This is a genomic window from Paucibacter sp. KBW04 (genome assembly GCF_003852425.1).
GTDB lineage: Bacteria > Pseudomonadota > Gammaproteobacteria > Burkholderiales > Burkholderiaceae_C > Paucibacter_A.
Window position 1 is genome coordinate 156,632 of the sequence record NZ_QAJN01000018.1, and the last position, 16,841, is coordinate 173,472.

A 16,841-nucleotide genomic window follows, 5' to 3' on the forward strand; every position below is an offset into this window, starting at 1 on the left:
AGTCCTCGGTCCATCAATCGGTCTATCAATCAATCAATCAATCAATTGGCGAAAAAGAGCCCGGCGTGCAGGCCAAAGCGCAGGTATTCGTCCAGGCGCAGGCGCAGATTGCTTTCGCGCTGAGCCTGGAACAGCTCGTGCAAGACGCCCATCTCGCTGCCGTCGTCGGCGCCCTCCAGCAAGGCTTTGCCGCTGGCGCGGCGCAGCTGGCCATAAGCGGGCTCGCCGTAGCGCAGGCTGCTGAACTGCGGGATCACAGCGGGCTGCTCCTGGCTGGGCTGGCAGTGGTGGCGGCGCGGCGTGATCGAACCCGGCGGGATGTAGGAGAAGCGCACACAGCCCTCCTGGCGGCGCTGCGCCCGCAGCGGATGGGCCCAGATTTCGGCGGGGGCGGCGCCTAAGCTGGCGTGCAGAATGCTGTTGGACACCAGGCGCAGCAGCTGGGCATGCACCTTGCCGATGAGGGTGCATTGCAGCGTGCTCAGCTCGGCCCCGGCCTGGCCCAGGCCGTCGCCATCGAAGGCAGTGTTGCTGGGCGAGCCGGCGTCGATGATGCAGTCTTGCAGCGTCACCGTGGCCCCGGCCACCACTTGCAGAGGGCCGCAGATGCAGCGCTCCAGCCTGATCTTGGCAAAGGGGTGGAGCACGCGCAGGCTGGGCGCGCCGGGCGAGGCGGGGCTGCCGTCGGGATTGAGCGTCAGGCCGGGGACCAGGGTGCAATCGCGCAGGGTGATTTCACGCGGCTCGCTGTCCGCGCCCAGGGGCAGGACCAGGGCGCCGCCGCTGATCACTAGGCCCTCGATCAGGACTTGCGAGCGAGCGCCTAAATTCAGCGTGAGATCGCCGCTGGCGGCCAGCAGGGGGCGGCAGCCCTGGGCGGCGCTGATCACCAGGCTGTGGCCGCTGGCGCCGGGGCTCGTCACTGCGTCGATTTCGATGCTGGGGTCCTGCTCATAGCGCAGGCTGTCTTGCACCAGCAGGCGGCCGCCCTGGCGCAGATCGTCCAGCGCGGGCTGCCAGGCCTGGGATTGGGCCACGCTGCGCTGCGTGCCTAGCTCCGCGCCGCCGGGCTGGCGGGCGTATTCGCCGCCGCCGATCAGGCTGGGCTGGCCGTAGTGGAATGTGGCCAGCAGAGGCCCGTCGCTGGCCGCGCCCAGCAGCACCCGACCGCGCTCGGGGTCCAGGCCGATCTGGCCTGGGACGAGATCGTTCTCGTGGTTCCAGGCGATGAGCACGCCGTTGATGTCGAGGATGTCGCGCAGATCGCAGATGCGGATCTCGCTCAGCGGCACCGGCGTGGCCGGTGGGCGCAGCAGCTGGATGCTTTTGCCGGGGCCGTAGTCCAGGCCTGGGTCTTGCGCCAGCAGGCGAATCTTCAGCGCCTCGGGCACGTTGGCGGGCTGGGCCAACTGGCTGATGTCCGCCTCGGGCTGGGCATCGCGGAAGAGCTGCAAATCCGCGCCCAGGGGGTTGAGCCGCCAGCGCCTGCCGCTGCCGTCCAGCGGGTCGGGCCGCAAGGGCTGGGCGCTCAGGCGCAGGGCTTGCATGCGCCACAGAAAGAGGCCGATATTGGGGATGTTGTAGCGGCCCGAGCCGGCCTCGGGGCGGCGCATCTCGGCCAGGTGCTGGGTGCTGTTGAAGGGGCCGCCCAGGCGCAGCAGGGCGGCCTCATTGCGCAGATCGGCGCAGGCCGGGGCATGTAGGCGCGGGTGGCGCATATGCTGGCTGGTGGCCAGCAGCTCGAAGAACTCGACCGCCCGGCTGGGCCAGCCGCTCACATCCTGGGCCAGTTCTTCCAGCATCAGTGCCGTGCCCTTGCGGCGGCGGAAGGCGATGGTGTGGGCCACCTCAGCGCGCGGCGAGGCCACGCTGGGCACGACGCCATGCAGGGGGCGGTAGCCAATCAGATCGCCGATGTAGGGCGCTACCCAGTCGGCGCAGGTTTCGATGAACTGGTCGTCCAGCAGCTGGTCCAGGTCTTCTTCCAGTACCTCCAACTCGCGCGCCAGCACGGCGAGCAGGGCTTGCAGGGGGGCGCCCTGCTGGGCATCGCGGATGCGATGCACGGCGGGCAGCAGTTGGTAGAGGCGTTCGGCGGTGGGGCTCATGATGGGTTCATCTCGCTCAACTCATCCAGGGGGCCGGCTGTCAGGGTGAGCAGCTCGGCCGCTAGCAAGACCTGACCCTGCACCCGCATGGCGGCGGCCAGCAGGCGTTCTTGCTTGGAGGCCAGGGTCTGGGCCAGGGGCTGGCTGCCGCCGTAAAGCAGGCGCAAATCCACCGCCTGCACGCCGGGCAAGGCCTGCACCCGCTGAATCAGCTCAGACTGCTGCACCGGCTGGCCCAGCTCGCGGGCCTCGAAGGCATAACGCGTTCGCAGCTCGGCTTCGACGGCGGCCAGCACTTGGGCAGGCACCCGGTCTGCCTCCACCTTGACCCGCAGGGCCAGCCTGAAGGTGCTCAGCTGGGCGCTCAGCAATTGCACCTGCACCAGAGGATCGCCGCTGCGCAGCAAGGCGGCTTGCAAGTTTTGCCAGACCGGGCTGGCCGGCCCAATGGCCGCGCCGCCGGGGGCCGCCAGCGTGAGCGCAATCAGGCGGCGGGGCCCCAGCTGCATGACCCGGGCCTGCGCCTTGGCGATGCCGCTGAAGGCGCGGGCGAAGTCCTCATAGTCCTGCACCGACACCACCCGGCCCAGGGTTCGGGTGGCCAGGGGCATGTTTTGGCGGGCGGTTTCGGCGGCTTCCGCGTCATTGCCGCCTTGTGCCGCCAGCGGGTTGCTCACGCTCTTGAGGCCTAGCGGGCGGCTGAGCAGCTGGGTGAGCGTGTCGGCCCGCACATTGCCGGCCGCGCCCAGGCCTTTGCGATAGCGGGCGCGGATATTGTTGACCCCGCTGGGCAGGCGGGCGCCGTGGATGCCGTCACCAAACTGGGCGAAGCGGCGGCCCTGCTCATCGATGCTGAGGGCGAACACCGGCTCGTTCGGGCCGGCGTCAAACAGGCTGGGCCGCTCCTGCCAGAGCAGCTCGCCCACCTGCAGGCTGAGCTGGGCGGCGGCGCCCAGCTCTTGATCGGCGGCGCGGTAGCACAGCGGCGTTTGTTTGAGCTCAAAACGCTGATGGCTCAAATGCCCTTGGCCGGAGCCCAGCACCTCGGCCACCGTCTCGCCCTGCGAGGCCAGCACCACATTGGCCCAGACCACCAGGCTGTCGCGCTGCAGGGGCTCGGCCAGGGCGGGGCTGATTTCCAGCTCGCAGCGCTCGGCATCCAGGCGGTGCAGGGCCACCAGCGTGGCTTGCAGGCTGACCGTGATGCCATCGCTGACGCGCTGGCCGCGCAGGAGCAGGCGGCGGCCGGGCAGCAGGCCTTGGGCGCTGAGCAGCACCGGGATGCGTGCGCCGCTGACCACCGTGTCCACCGGGTAGGGAGCCAGTTGCAGGGGCTCGCTGTGCGCGAACACGCTGGTCTCGCGCACGCGGTCCTGGAACTCGCTGGCATAGCTGTCGCCCTGCAAATGCAGGCGGCTCAATTTGCCGGAGAGGCCGAACTCGGCTCTTGAGACCTCGGCCGTGCTTTGCACCCGGTACAGCTCCAGATAGCTGCCCGGCGGGGCGGGCTCGGCCGCGTAGTTGACGCTGCCCTTGGCCAGCACGGCAAAGCTGCCCTTGCTGATCTCGGGGGCGAGGCTTTCCAGATCGACATGGCCGCCGCTGTGGCTCGCCCCGGCGGGAGAAAGGGTGAAGCCCGGCCATTCGCTGGCGCGGTTGCCGTCAACCAGGCCTTGCGGATAGTTGTCGCGGTAGCTCAGCGGCATGGCCAGCCAGCTCGGCGCGTTGTGGCCGAACACGGCGCTGCGCCGCCGCAGCACGTAGAGCGATGGCGCGGCCGCAGGATTGCTGGGCGGGGCGATGGAACCCAGGCCGCGCAGCCAGCGCAGCCGGGTGCGGTCTTGCGCGGCTTGCAATTCCACCTCGTCGAGGAAGCGCAGATCCCAGGCATTGCTGGCCGGCTTGCTGGCAAATTCGGCCCCCACCAGGAGCAGGGCGTCACCGGCTTTGAGGTTGTTGCGCACCCCGGCGATATAGGTTTCGGTGGCGTAGCGTTGTGGCGTGATGGGCTCGCTCAGCCAGGGCCGCAAGGCATTCCACTCGGGCCTGGCCTCGGCCAGGGGCTCGACGGTCTCGAAGGTCTGGGCCTGCTCGCCCGGCCCGGCCAGGCTTTGCACCTTGAGCCCGCTGGCCAGGCTCAAGACCTGGGGCACGCCGGTGACGAAGTTGCCGGGCTCGGGCGGCAAATTGGGCGGTGGCGCAGGCGGGGTCTCCAGCGCGAACGCGAGCCAGGTTTCGGCCGCCACGCCGGGGCGCAGGGTGTAGCCGATCAGCTTGGCCATCTCTTGCAGCGAGACCCGCTCGGTCGCGGTACGCAGAAATGATTCGTTAGCGATTCGCTCTTGGTAAAAGCTCAGCACGTCGGCGCTGCAGGCAAAAGCGTCCAGCAGGGCCAGCGTGAAGTCGTCGCTGTCGCGGCTTTTCAGGGCGGCCAGGGCGGGGAACTGGCTGCTGCTGAGCTGCGTCAGCAGGGAGGCGCGCACGCTGGCGTAGTCGCCCACCCGGTAGCGCAGATCGCTCAGGCCTTGGCGGTTGGTGTGAGCCTGCGGGGTTTGCAATTGCAGGCCGCTGCAGGCGCCGCAATCTTGGCTGCCTGGGGGGCGATAGCCCGTGGCAGCCGCGGGGTTACTCAGGCTCATTGGCCACCTCCTACATTCAAGACCAAGCGGCCACGCTCGCGGAAATTGGCCTTGTTGGCCAGCTGGGCAATCTCCAGCGCGGCCATGGGCAGCTGCCCCTCGGCCAGGCTGGTGCTGCTGGGCTGGACCAGGCGCTGGAAGCGCTCGGCCCGCACGCTGGCCACGCCTTCCACCGCCTGGGCGGCGGCGATGACGCGGCTGAGGTAGACGCTGTCACCAAAGCTGAAGCGGTCGGGGTGGAAGGCGCCCAGGCCGCCGTCGGCCAAGACATCGCTGGACAGGGCTTGCTGGACCGCCTGCTTCACATCGGCGCGGAAGTAGCCCGGCTTGCAGCAGATGTGCAAGGCGATGTCCAGGGCCACATAGCGGGGCTCGCGCAGGGCTAGGTCGTAGCCGGCCATGCGGAAGCGTTCCAGATGGCGGCGCAGGCGCAGGCCGAAGGCGGCCGCGTCCTGTGCGGTTTCTCCGTTATGGCCCAGGCGGTCGGCGCTGATCTGCACCGTGTGCCAGCTGCCCGTCCAGCGGAAGACGGCGGCGGCGCGCTGCACCTCGGGCAGGCGCTCGGCGGCGGCCGCGTAATCGGCGGCAGTGACGGCGCGTTCTTGGCGGCGGAAGGCCTGGGGGGCGTCGCGGCGGGCGGCGTCCAGGTCTTCGGGCTCCACCCCACCGGCGGCGGCCAGGGGGTTGCGCAGGCTCAGGAATACCCCGCTGCTGGCGCTGACGATATGGGCAATGGCCTCGGCCCCCACATTGCCCGCCTGGCCATTGCCGACGCGGTAGTGAGCGGCAAAACTCATGCCCTCGCTGGGGCGGCGGCCGTGGGCGTCGTCGCCAAAGCGCAGCTGGGCGCGGCCGGCGTCGTCGACCTCGACGACAAAGTGGCGGTCATCGGCGGCGCTGGAGAGCAGGTCCTGGCGCGGCCACCAGTCTTCTTGGGCGGCGGGTGGGCCGCTGGGGATGCTGCTCAGCAGATGGATTTGCGGCAGGGCGGCGCGCGGGTCTTGCAGCAGCAGGCCGCTGGCCGGGCCTGAGCTGCCGCTCAGATCAAAGCCATGGCTGAGCGCGGGCTGGCTCAGCTTGGGGCGAAAGCGTGGGGCGATCCAGTTCGGCCCGCTGTTGTCGGCGCTGGCGCAGCCGCAGTCGGCCGCCGAGCGGGCGATTTGCAGGCGGGCGGCGGGCATGCTGCCCAGATCTTCAGCGGCCAGGCTCTGGCCATGGTCGGCCAGCACCACATTGCCCCGCGCCACACTGATGCGCAGCTCGGGCCGCTCGGCCACCGACAGGCACAGGGGAAAAGGCAGGGCGTCGGCGGCCGCCCATTCGATCTCGGTCAGGTCCAGGGCGGCGTTGACGGGCGGTTCATCAAAAAGCTGGCCGCTGGGGTCTTGGCCTAGCGTGACGCGCGTGAGCCGCAGCACCCAGCGGTGAGCGGGGTCGCGGTCTTGTTCCGTGAACGTGCTGGGGCTGAGCACTTCCTCCAGCAAGAGCAAATCGCCCGCTTGCAGCTCGGCATGGTGGCCGCGCAGGCTGGCGCGGGTCGTGCCGCGTGGCAGGCAGCAGGCGCGCTCGCCCCAGCTGTAGAAATGCAGCTCGTTCAGGCGCTCGTCCAGCCGCGCCGGGGCCTGGGTCTCGAACACCAGGGCGCCGCTGGCCAGGGCTTGGCGCAGGGCGGGGCTGGCGGGGGCGATCTCGGTGGGTAGCTCGGGGCAGCGACTGAGCAGCTGGCTGTGCGCGGGCAGGACCAGGCTTTGGCCGCTGACCTGCAGCTGCACAAAGACGCGGGCATTGCAGCCCTCGTGCAGGGCATAGTCCACCAGGCGTGCATGGCGGCGCACGGAGATGCGCTGGCGGGCCGTGGCCAGATAGGCCTCGGTGGCGATGACGTCCTGGCGATAACTGAGTTGATCAGCGGCATAGGCCAGCAGCTCGACCAGGGTTAGCCCCAAATCGGCGGCGCTGCGCTCCGTCCAGCCGGGGGCCAGCAGGCTGAGCCGGTCCAACATCAGGCGGCGGAAACCGGTGTAGTCCTTGGCCAGATAGTCGATCACCGGGGCGGGCTGGGGTTCGGGCGGGCAGTCGCAATGCTGCAGGCAGTCAAACTCCGAGGGGCACTCGACCTTGAAGGAGAACTCTATGCTGGACAGCCTGGGGTCAAAACCGGCGGGCGGCTGCGTGCTGCCGGAGTTGGCGCGCAGGCGCAGGGTGTAGGTGGAGAAGTCGCCATGGCCCTCGCTGCGTATCACCAGGGTGCGGGCCAGCTCATCCAGGCCCGCCACCAAGCCAGGCTCAGCCTGTGCGGGAAGGGCGTTAGCCGGGGCGCACCAGAGTATGCCGACACGGGCGATGCGCTCGCCACCCTCGATGCTGATCTGCTCCGGCATCAAGGCCGGGGCCGGCCGCAGCAGGCGCAAGAACAGGGTTTGCTGGCGCGGCGCGCCGGGCGGGGCCGCGAGGTCCAGCACCTCGATGAACTCGATGGCATTGACGCCGGGCGCGCCCGCCCGCAGCACGTTCAGGCGGCGCAGATCGCAGCAGTTGAAGCGGCGGCGCTGTAGCAGGGGAACGCTCATGATGTGGCCCCCGGCGCGCTAAAGCTGGCTTCTTGCAACTGGCGGTCGCTGAGCAGGCTGTAGCGCACATCGACCTTGAGCGCGCCCTCTTCGTTGCGCACCTCGACGCCGTGGACGGCGATCAGATGGGCCAGATGCTGCTGCAAGGCCGATTGCACCAGCACCTGGGTGGCGGCGGCAAGCGGGCTGCTATTGGGCTCGAACAGCAAGGCGGCCAGGCCGCTGCCGAAGTCCGGCCGCATCACCCGCTCGCCCGGCGCGGTGAACAGCACTTGTTCGATCAGATCGCGCACATGGTCGGCCGCGCCGCTGATGGCCGTGCGGCCACGACCGTCGAAGTGGTAGGGGAAGTCCAGGTTTTGCAGGGGCGGGCTCATGATTGGATTCCTCAGGTGGCAAGGGCGCGGGTCTGCGCCATCAAGGCCAGCATGGGCGTGCCGGTGGGGATGCAGGTGGAGCTGCCGGCCAAGGTGGCCAAGGGTGTGCCCCCGGCCATCACCCTCAGGGCACCGGTCAACCATTGGCCGGTGACGCAAGGCGGGTTGGGCGAACCGGTCAGCGCACAGCCGGCGATGGCATAGGGGCTGGCCAGGGTGACGACGGGCTGGCCCGACACCAGCACCCGCGGGAAGGGGGCCAGTGGCTGGGCCTGGCCGGCGTGGCTGCATAAGACGGTGGCGCCAAGGTGGAGGATGGGGGCGGGCATCTCGTTCGGCTCCGTTAGATGACCGTTAGGGCACCGAGATTGATGTCCACCGTGGGCCCGGTCATATTGATGACGGCGCCCTTGCCGTTGGAGATGATGATGCCCACATCGCTGACGGAAATCATCGCGCCGGTGGCGGTCTGGATCAGGATGCCGCCGGTGGGGCCGGGCACATCGCTGATGACCAGGCCGTTCTTGAGCGGTGTTTGCAGGGTGAAGCCACTGACCCCGGGCGGCACCATATGGGCCAAGACCGGGACCTCGGCCGCCGTGCCCCAGAAGCCGCCCACCCAGATGGGGTAGTCGGGGTCGCCGCGCTCGAATTCGATCCACACGCCCGCGCCCATCATGGGCACGGTGAACAGGCCGCTATTGATGCCGGCCGCGGGCAGGCAAGGCAGGGCCCAGGTGCCGGGCACAAAACCGGCCACATCGGCCACCATCACCTGGATGCGGCCGATCTGCAGGGGGTCGATGTTATTGACCACCGTGCCGCGAAATTTGCCCAGCAAGGGGCTTTGGCTGTCGTTGTCGCTCATACCGGCACCGTCGGCAGGGTGGAGATGAGGCCGTTGCGGGCCAGGGAGAAGCTTTGCTTGTAGCTGCCGCGCTCGATCTCGTGGCTCACGCTGCTGACGTAGTACAGCCCGTCAAAAGGCAGGCCTGCGCCGCGCACCCCGACCAGGGCGCGCGATTTGAGCAAGCGGCCATAGCGGCCCACATCCAGGGCGCCTTGGCCGAACACCGAATCGCTGTTGCGGCTGGCATAGGCCAGGCCGGCCATCAGGGCGGCGGGGGCCGAGAGATGGGCGGTGGCAGTGAGCTTGTGCAGCTTGGGCGGCAGGGGCGGGACGAGGCCTAGCGGCGGGTTCATCGGCGTCACATCCGGGATGGGTACGGGGATGGGCAGCTTGCTGCTGCTTTCCTGAAAAAACACGATGGGCATGGACTTGCGCTCGCGGTCGAAGTTGAAGCTGAGGCTTTCGACGTTGTCCAGCGCGTCCATATTGGTCGTTAGCGCGGGCTGGGCTTCGCCGATGCGGATCTCCGGCCCCCAATAGGCTTTGGAGGTGCCCGGCGTGGGGCCGGGCTCCAGATAGAAGACATAGCCGGCCTCGCTGGCCAGGCGCTTGATATAGGCATAGTCGCTGCCGCGTTGCTGCGGGATTTGCTGCATGGGCAGGGGCGGGATGTCGGCCAGGCTGGGGATGACCATGGGGATCACGCCCAGGGCCGCGTACTTGGCTAGGCAGAGCAGCACGCGGGCCGAGGGGGGCATGGCGGGGTAGGGCAGGCCGGGGATTTCGATGATGTCCATCAGGGCCGACAAGTCCTTGCCCTTGACCACCAGCCGTGCCGCGCCGCCCTGGCCCGGCTGGGTCTCCACATGGGTGGTGACGCCGTCGATGATGGACTGACTGCGGCCGTTCAGAGCCACCACCAGCACGACGCGGATCAGCGGCACGCTGCCGCCGCCGGTGATCAAAAACAGGGTGCGCAGCGGCGAGCGGGCCTCCAGCTCGAACACCAGCTCGAAGCCCGATTGGCTGTCGGCCGAGCCGCTGTCCACCTTGGCATGGACCAAGGCCTCCACCACCTCGCGCGGTGCGGGGATGGGCACCGGGCCGATGTAGAGCGAGAGTTGCAGGCCGGATTGCATGATGGATGGCGGCAGGCTTCAGAAGCCTGCAGGCAGGGGGATGAGCAGGCGTGCGCCCAGGGCGTCGGTGAGTTCATGCGGCGCGTTCACCGCATTGGCATCGGCCAGGCGCCAGTACAGCTCGGGGTCGCCCAGGGTCTGGGCCGCCAGCAGGTCGGGGCGCTCGCCCGCTTGCACGATGTGTTCGGCGGCGATGGCGATGTCGCGCCGCTGCGGGATGAAACGGCGGCGCACAAAGGCTTGGGGCGGGGCTTCGGGGCTGGCTTGGTAGAGCGCCAGGGCAAGGCCCCGGTAGCGGCTGCTGGGGCCAAAGCTGTCGGACGGAATGGCTCCGGCATTGATCAGCATCTGGACGGGGTCAAAGCTCATGATGAGGCGGCTCCTGCTTGGCTTCAGAACAGACCGCTTAAGCCGAGCGCGTTGAGCGGGCTGCTCACGGACTTGGCGGCCAGGGCCTCGCGGCTGCGCAGATGGCTGATGAAGAGGCTGCCCCCTTTGGCGCTGAAGCCCAGGTCGTCGCTGCTGAGCACCCGCAGGCTCAGCGAGACCTTGGCGCGCAAGGGGTTGAGCTGCGGGTCAAAGGCCTCTTCGGTGATGGCGAACTCGCTCACCCGCACTGGCAGCACACGGTCCTGGCTCCAGACAAAAAGCAGCAGGGGCGCGGCAGGCGGCAGGATCTCCAACGTGCCGCGTGCGCTCTGGCCCGCCAAGCTCATCAGCTGATCCACCGAGGGGTTGATCAAGGACTCCAGCAAGGCCAGCTGCGGCGCGATGCCATGGGCCACAGCGAGCGCATGGGCTTCTGGGCTTTCGAGTTGGTCGGTGGCGTCGATCTCGGCATCCAGCCGGAAGGTTTCGATGGCTGGGCCTTTGAGGCGGAAGGGCTGGGCCCGTGCCCCGCCGCCATCGCCGCCGCTGCCCTGCACCTGGTAGCTGCGGCTCAAGCTGTCAGGGTTGTATTGCAAAGCGATGCTGCGGCTGACGCCGCTGCCGTCTGGCGTCAGCAAGACCAGGCCGCCTTTGATCAGCTTGGGGCTGCTGGACAGACTCATGGCTTTGCTCCCGCATCGGGCACGATGGGGGTAGTCACCGGCACATAGCGCCCATCACGCAGGGTCACGGCCTGGCCCAGGCCGGCCAGCTCCTCGATCAGGGCGCGCACCCGCGCACCGATCTCGCCGCTGTCGTCCAGTTGGGGGTCTTGCAGGGCGGCCCATTCATTGAGCGAGCGCAGCAGGCGTTCGATCTGGGCCTGTTCTTGCGGCTTGGGCTTCATAGCACGGGATGGGTGATGGCACCCGTGGTGGCGTTGGCCACCACGGAGTACTGCCAAGGCAGCTCGCTGATAGGCGAGGCCGCCAGGGTGCCGGTGGTGGTGGTGGGGACTTCGGCCGTGCGGTACAGGCCGATGTGGAACTTGAGCCGGGCTTCCATACCAGGGGCGAAGGCATAGCCCAGCGAGCTGGGGCCAGGGTCGTCGGTGGCGCTGAAGCCGCCTGCCTCGGTCGTGTAGTTGCGGCGTTGGCTGGGTGTGCTCCAGTAGATGGGGTCGGCGTCGATCGAGTCCACCTGCTCGGTGGGGAAGTTGTAGGGCACGACGCTGCCGTACATGACGGCGTTGCGAAAGGTCCCGTCCGCATTCTTCAGATGGCCTTGCACCTTGTTGACCAGGCAGAAGTCGGCGGCATTGAGGCCGGTGGGCACGGCCACATTGAACTTGATGTGCTTGTGCGACACATTGCCCGTGTCGGCATAGCTGTCGTTCGACAAGCTGAGGCTGGGGCTGGCCGGTGCGGCGGCGGGGCGGGCCGCAGGGGTGCGTGCGGGCGTTTGCGCATGGCTGCCGCCACCCGCATCCACGGCGTCCCGACCGGCTTGGGCGCGGCTTGGCCTGGCCGGCAGGGCGCTGGCGCTTGGGAGCGAAGCGTGGGTTTTCATCGGCGGGCTCCTGGCTTGTGGGTGCAGGCGCTTTGGCAGGCGGTCGCTATCGCCGCGCTCACCCGCGCCACCTCGGCGTTTGAAAAGTCGCCCATGGGTCGGCGGGCCAGGGCCAAGCGGACTTCCTGCTCAATGCAGTCGTGCAGCAGGGTCTTGAGCTGGGCCAGGTCATGCGCGGACCAGCCCTCACCCACCCCGGCCGGCAGTTGCAGGACGAGCGGCGGCAGCTCGATCTGGAGGGCGTCGTGCTTCATGGTCCGGGCTCCTCGCGGCAGGCCGCACCGGGCGGGCGGTCCAGCTTGGCGTATTCATTGCGGGCGGCCTGCAAGAGCAGGGCCTGGTGGATGGGCTGGCCCAGCTCGGCGGCGCGGAAGGCGGCCGCCAAGACCACATTGCGGATATGCGCGCCGCTGAGGTCCAGGCGGGCCAGGCTGGGGATGTCGATTTCGCCCAGGGGCGCGGTGGGTGGGAACTGGCCTTGCCAGATCAGCGCCCGGGCCGCTGCGTCGGGGAAGGGGAAGTTGACGATAAAGGGGATGCGGCGCAGAAAGGCGCGGTCCAGCGCGCTCTTCATATTGCTGGTGAGAATGGCCATGCCTCGGTAGGACTCGATGCGCTGCAGCAGATAGGCCACCTCGATATTGGCGTGGCGGTCGTGGCTGTCTTTGACCTCGCTGCGCTTGCCGAACAGGGCATCGGCCTCGTCGAACAAAAGCAGGGCGCCGCCGGCCTCGGCGGCGTCGAAGACTTGTTTGAGGTTTTTCTCGGTCTCACCGATGTATTTGCTGACCAGCAGGGCCAGGTCGATGCGATAGAGGTCCAGGCCCAGCTCATGGGCGATGGCCTCGGCAGCCAGGGTCTTGCCGGTGCCGGAGTCGCCCGCGAACAGGGCGCACAGGCCTTGGCCGCGTGAGCTCTTGGCGGCAAAGCCCCAGTCTTGAAACACCTTGTGGGCCTGGCGCAGCTGGCTGACGATGGCGCGCAAGGCCTGGGCTTGTGGCGGGGGCAGCACCAGCGCGTCCAGCCCCTGCCGTGTCGGGATGTGGCTGGCCAAATGCTCCAGCCCGCGCAGCTTGTTGCGGGCGGCGGTGCGGGCGCTGGGCCAGATCATCGGCACCGCCTCGCTGGCGGGTGCTTGGCGCAGCTGCCGGGCCAGCTCGGCCATGTCTTGGGCTGCCAGGCTGAATTGGCGGGCGGCGCGAGCCAGCTCGGCGTGCAGCGCGGCCTCGGCACCTGGCGGCGCGCAGGCCAGCAGGGCAGCCTCGGCGGCTTGGCGGCAGTCCTCGGCGCTGAGTTGCAGATGCAGCAGGCGATGCGCCGGATCTTGACCCGCGCCCAGCAAGAGCTCGGGTGGCGGCGCGCCCAGCAGCAGGGCGGAGCTGTGCAGCTGCTCGAGCAGGCGGGCAAGCTTGAGTTCGGCCCCGCTGCCGCTCTCGGGCGCAAGCAGCAGGGGCCAGGCGCCGCTGAGGCCGACCTCGCGGTCCAGGTAGCGGGCGCAGCGCAGCAGCTCGGACGGGGCCTCGGGCAGGTCTTGGGCGCGCATCAGCAAGAGCCCGCGCGGTGCCAGGGCCTGGCGGCACAGATTCAGCAAAGCCTCGACATGGCCGCCGGGCGCTTGCAGGCAGATCAGGCGGGCGGCCTGCGGGCTGGCTTGGCGCAGCAGAGCTTGCAGGCTTTGCTGCAGCGCAGGCCAGGGCGTGGGGCCTGCCGAGGCCGGGGCGGCCAGCGGGTGTAAGAGCCCGTCCAGTCGCTGCTCACGGGCCGGGACCCCGGCGATGTAATGCAATAGCCGCTCGGGCAAGCGCAGCGGGGCCTCGGGCAGGCTGGCGCAGGTCGGGTCGGGCTCGAGCAAGAGGCGATCGCGCAGCGGCGCTTCGGTGGAGAGGGCATCCCAATGCGGCTCGCTCAGCAGCCGCATCGCTTGGGCGAAGCTGGGAGCCAGGCCTGCGCTGTGCGGGAACAGCTGGTTCAGCAGTTGGCGCAGGCCGGAGTCCAGCTGCACCCCCGCCAGCAGCAGGAGCAGCTCGGTCTCAAAGGTGGAGAGGCCAAAGCGTTGCCGGATGTGCAACAAGGCCGGGCAGGCATCGCCTGTTGGAGCGGGCAGCAGGTCTGCGCTGGGCCTGTTGCTGTCTCCGTCCAAGGCTTGCTGCAGGCGCTGACGCAGCAGGCCCAGGGCTTGTACCAGCCAGGCTTGATTGACTTGCGCCCAGTCGACCCCAGCCGGGTTCAGGGCGGCCCACTCGCGCGGCGCATTCATGGCGGCACCCCCAGCATTTGCGTCGGGTCGAAGGCGGGGGCGGGGCCGCTGAGGTCGAGCAGATGGCTGTCCACACCGTCGACCCGCAGACGCAGGCGGTAGTTGCCGGCGGGCAAAGTGGCGGGGAACTCGAATTGCAGGGGCAGGGCGGCATTGGCGCGCGGCAGGGCGGCGGCTTCCTGGTCGCCCAAGATCAGCTGCGCGCTCTGCTGCGGCAAGACTTGCGGGCGGCAATGCAGGCTGAGCAGTACCCGGCTGGGCACGCCGCCACGGCTGACGCTGGCGGCGGGCAGGCCCAGTGCCGCGTCGGCGCTGATGACGGCAGCGGGTGCCAGCAGCAGGCCCAGGCTATTGCTCTCACGCAGCAACGGCTCGCCGTCGGGGGTGAAGCGCAGGCGCAGGCTCCACAGGCCGGGGGCAAAGCGGCTCTGATCGGCCAAGGTATTCGGCAGGGTGAAGCTGAGCTGCGTCCCGGTCGGGTTGACGCTGCTGGGGGTGATCAACACCGGCGCGGCCAGCAGGCGGTGGCTGAGCAGCAGCTGGTGGCCGCTGCCGGCCAGGTGCAGGCCCTCCACCGTTAGCGTATCGCCCAGGCAGGCGCTGCTCTGCCCATTGGGCGCGGCCAGGCTGAGCAAGGTGGGCAGGGGCGGCTGCAGATTGGCCTGCACCTGCACGCCGCGGTCGCGCCCGCTGGCGGGGTCCAGCGGGCCGCGTGAGAGCACGGGCAGGGGGCGTCGCGTGGGCTTGCTGCCCTCGATCAGCACGACCGAGATTTGATAGGCCGCCGAGGGCCGGTAATGCGATTGCAGGGCGGACCAGAGTTTGCTGATTTCGTCCGTGCCCATCACGGCCGGGGTGATTTTGATCAGCTCGACCTGATCGGCGAGATCGGCGGCGGCCAGGGCCTGGAAGGCCGGTGGCAGCAAGCTGGTGTTGACCGGGTTGGATTGCAGGGCGCGGCGGATGGCGGCACGGTCCAGCACCGGGCGCTCGTGCAGCAGATGCATGGCATAGCCCAGCAGGATCTCGGCATGGAAATCGGCCTGCGCGTAGGCGGTGATGACGTAGTGCAGATCCAGGGCCAGCGGGGCGTTGCTGAGGCGTTCGCCCGTCACGCTGCTGCGGCTGGGCAGGGCGCTGTTGCGCCAGGCCGCGTTGTGGCTGAGCTGGTGCAAAAAGATATTCAGCTGGGGGCTGGCCTGGGGGTCTTGGAGGTTGATGGTGTCGGGTGCCACGGCCGAGACCTTGATCACATTGCCCAGGGCGGCACCTGCCTCGATCAAGCCGTTGTCCAGCAGATTGCGCAACACGGCGCTGACGGCGCCGATGGCCAGGGGCGAGCTCATGGACCACCTCCCGCGCTGCCGCCGCCACCTTGCTTGCCTTGGCGCAGATAGTCGGCCAGGGACAAGGTGCCGCCAGCGCTGCGGCTGCGGCCGGCTGCGGGCGCATGGGCCGCAGGCACCAGCTGGGGCCGGGGGGGCGTGAGGTGAATGTCGATGCGGCCTATCGTGAGCTGGAGTTGGAGCGGCTGGGGCGCTGGGCTGGGTGCTCGCGCGCAGAGGCGGGCTTGGGTTGGCAAGGCGCGTAGCGCTGCGCTCGGCTTTGGCGCGTCTGCAGCGGTGAGCTGCGGAGGCGGCCTGAGTTGCAAGTCGGATGTGTCAGGGCTGGGCCTAGCCCGTGGCGAGGCGGGCGAAACCCGTTCTGCGAGGCGGGTGTTGTCGGCAGCGTGCGGCGAGCCGGTGATGACGGCGCTGAACGCTTGCGGGGCGGGCTGCGCCATGGCCTCGGTGCTCGTCTTGGCGATTTCGGGTGAGCGGCTGCTGGGCGCTTTGCCCTGGGCATGGGCATGGCTGAATGGGGCGGGGCCGACCCACTGGGTCTGCGGCGGGGTGGCGGCTGCGGGGCGTGGCCGTATGGCTTGCTGCGGCTGTGGGTCGCTGGCCTCGGGTCCGAGCGCCTCGCTTGCCTCCGCCCAGGGGGCCAGCGCTTGCTTGCCGGGCCTGGCCCAGGCGCTTGCCGCCAAGGGAGCGCGCAGGGCCGGGCGCTGGGCCTTGGGGTCCCAAGGCGCGAGCGCCTCCAGCCAGGCCAGGGCTGGCAGCGCCTGCAAAGGCATGGAGGTGGCGCGCTTGTTCTTCACGGGCTCGCCTCTTCGCAGAGCTGCAGATAGGCCTGCCGCCGACGCGGGCTCAGGCTCAGCACCTGCTCTTCACTCCAGCCAAAGGCACGGGCCAGTTGGCCGATCTCGCTTAGCAATTGCTCGGCCTGGCCGCGCAGCTCTTGCCACAGCAAGGGGGCCGGGGCGAGCGGGGCCGACCAGTCTTGCGCGCAATCGGGGCAATGCAGTTGCAGGCGGATGTGGGCGGCGGGGTCGAGCTGTTCCAGCCGCTCGGCCAGGGCTTGGCAAAGCGGCTCGGGCAGGGGGGCCAGCCGCGCCGCCTCGTTGGGGGGCTCGCAGTCCAGGATGCAGCGTTGCAAGAGCAAACGTGCGAACTGAGCGCCGTCTAGCGCCGGGCCGAGGGCAGGTGGCTGGGCCTGGGTCAATGCGCTGGCGCAGGCCTGCAAATCTTCCGCCACGGGGCGGCGAAAACGCAGGTGGTAACCGTCCAGCTCCAGCACCTGTTCTTCGCTGGCTTCGCTGGGCGTTTTGGCGTCGTTCAGCGAATGCAGCAGGGCCCGGCAGTCCAGGCTGAACTCGACCGGGCTGGCGCAGTGTGGGCAGTCGGCCAGCAGCGCCAGCTGCGGGCCCAGCAGGCGCTCGCGCAGGGCCAGCAGGCGCAGATTGCGCTCGCCCAGGCCTTGGGGCAGAGCGCGGGCATTGGCATGGCTTGCGCCATCGGCGTCGAAGGCCAAGAGCAAGTCCTCCAGCTCTTGCGGCCCGGCCTCGCAGGCCTGCTCCCACAGCCTGAGCAGGCGGGGGGCGTGGCGCTGAAGTTCGGGGGCAGCCAGCATGGGGGCCTCCG

General features: G+C 69.3%; 16 protein-coding genes. All 16 read right to left on the reverse strand.

The genetic code is table 11. The annotated features are described in order from the left end of the window. Positions 1-41: 41 nt before the first annotated feature. The 16 genes from DBR47_RS22190 to DBR47_RS22265 are packed head-to-tail and all read right to left on the reverse strand — an operon-like array spanning position 42 to position 16,830. Positions 42-2,108, reverse strand: a complete 2,067-nt coding sequence (locus DBR47_RS22190; protein WP_124454217.1) for a hypothetical protein — start codon at positions 2,106-2,108, stop codon at positions 42-44. Continuing rightward, the gene (locus DBR47_RS22195; RefSeq protein WP_124454219.1) at positions 2,105-4,747 is read right to left on the reverse strand and encodes a putative baseplate assembly protein; all 2,643 of its coding nucleotides are present in this window, start codon (positions 4,745-4,747) and stop codon (positions 2,105-2,107) included. Before DBR47_RS22195 ends, DBR47_RS22190 begins: the two co-directional genes overlap by 4 nt. After that, positions 4,744-7,317 (reverse strand): putative baseplate assembly protein, encoded by a 2,574-nt coding sequence (locus DBR47_RS22200; protein WP_124454220.1) that lies wholly within the window; start codon positions 7,315-7,317, stop codon positions 4,744-4,746. Before DBR47_RS22200 ends, DBR47_RS22195 begins: the two co-directional genes overlap by 4 nt. Continuing rightward, positions 7,314-7,694, reverse strand: a complete 381-nt coding sequence (locus DBR47_RS22205; protein ID WP_124454222.1) for a GPW/gp25 family protein — start codon at positions 7,692-7,694, stop codon at positions 7,314-7,316. The genes DBR47_RS22200 and DBR47_RS22205 overlap by 4 nt, the downstream gene beginning before the upstream one ends. Before the next feature lie 11 nt (positions 7,695-7,705). Continuing rightward, complete coding sequence (locus tag DBR47_RS22210) at positions 7,706-8,023, reverse strand: hypothetical protein (RefSeq protein WP_124454225.1); 318 nt, start codon at positions 8,021-8,023, stop codon at positions 7,706-7,708. A 14-nt stretch (positions 8,024-8,037) separates the two neighbouring features. Beyond that, positions 8,038-8,562, reverse strand: a complete 525-nt coding sequence (locus tag DBR47_RS22215) for a phage baseplate assembly protein V (RefSeq protein WP_124454226.1) — start codon at positions 8,560-8,562, stop codon at positions 8,038-8,040. Then, positions 8,559-9,683 carry a hypothetical protein gene (locus tag DBR47_RS22220; protein ID WP_124454228.1) on the reverse strand — a complete coding sequence of 375 codons (1,125 nt, stop codon included), beginning with the start codon at positions 9,681-9,683 and terminating at the stop codon, positions 8,559-8,561. The genes DBR47_RS22215 and DBR47_RS22220 overlap by 4 nt, the downstream gene beginning before the upstream one ends. Positions 9,684-9,701: 18 nt before the next feature. Continuing rightward, complete coding sequence (locus DBR47_RS22225; protein ID WP_124454229.1) at positions 9,702-10,052, reverse strand: Base plate wedge protein 53; 351 nt, start codon at positions 10,050-10,052, stop codon at positions 9,702-9,704. A gap of 23 nt (positions 10,053-10,075) precedes the next feature. Continuing rightward, complete coding sequence (locus DBR47_RS22230) at positions 10,076-10,735, reverse strand: hypothetical protein (protein WP_124454231.1); 660 nt, start codon at positions 10,733-10,735, stop codon at positions 10,076-10,078. Next, positions 10,732-10,959, reverse strand: a complete 228-nt coding sequence (locus tag DBR47_RS22235) for a hypothetical protein (protein WP_124454233.1) — start codon at positions 10,957-10,959, stop codon at positions 10,732-10,734. Before DBR47_RS22235 ends, DBR47_RS22230 begins: the two co-directional genes overlap by 4 nt. After that, positions 10,956-11,621: a hypothetical protein gene (locus tag DBR47_RS22240; RefSeq protein ID WP_124454235.1), complete on the reverse strand. Its 666-nt coding sequence runs from the start codon at positions 11,619-11,621 to the stop codon at positions 10,956-10,958. Before DBR47_RS22240 ends, DBR47_RS22235 begins: the two co-directional genes overlap by 4 nt. Then, positions 11,618-11,875, reverse strand: coding sequence for a hypothetical protein (locus DBR47_RS22245; protein ID WP_124454237.1), 258 nt, complete (start codon positions 11,873-11,875; stop codon positions 11,618-11,620). The genes DBR47_RS22240 and DBR47_RS22245 overlap by 4 nt, the downstream gene beginning before the upstream one ends. Continuing rightward, positions 11,872-13,878, reverse strand: a complete 2,007-nt coding sequence (locus DBR47_RS22250) for an ATP-binding protein (RefSeq protein WP_124454239.1) — start codon at positions 13,876-13,878, stop codon at positions 11,872-11,874. Before DBR47_RS22250 ends, DBR47_RS22245 begins: the two co-directional genes overlap by 4 nt. After that, positions 13,875-15,224 carry a DUF4255 domain-containing protein gene (locus tag DBR47_RS22255; RefSeq protein WP_124454241.1) on the reverse strand — a complete coding sequence of 450 codons (1,350 nt, stop codon included), beginning with the start codon at positions 15,222-15,224 and terminating at the stop codon, positions 13,875-13,877. Before DBR47_RS22255 ends, DBR47_RS22250 begins: the two co-directional genes overlap by 4 nt. Next, the gene (locus tag DBR47_RS22260) at positions 15,221-16,018 is read right to left on the reverse strand and encodes a hypothetical protein (protein ID WP_124454244.1); all 798 of its coding nucleotides are present in this window, start codon (positions 16,016-16,018) and stop codon (positions 15,221-15,223) included. Before DBR47_RS22260 ends, DBR47_RS22255 begins: the two co-directional genes overlap by 4 nt. Then, positions 16,015-16,830: a hypothetical protein gene (locus DBR47_RS22265; protein WP_124454246.1), complete on the reverse strand. Its 816-nt coding sequence runs from the start codon at positions 16,828-16,830 to the stop codon at positions 16,015-16,017. The genes DBR47_RS22260 and DBR47_RS22265 overlap by 4 nt, the downstream gene beginning before the upstream one ends. Positions 16,831-16,841: the final 11 nt, after the last annotated feature.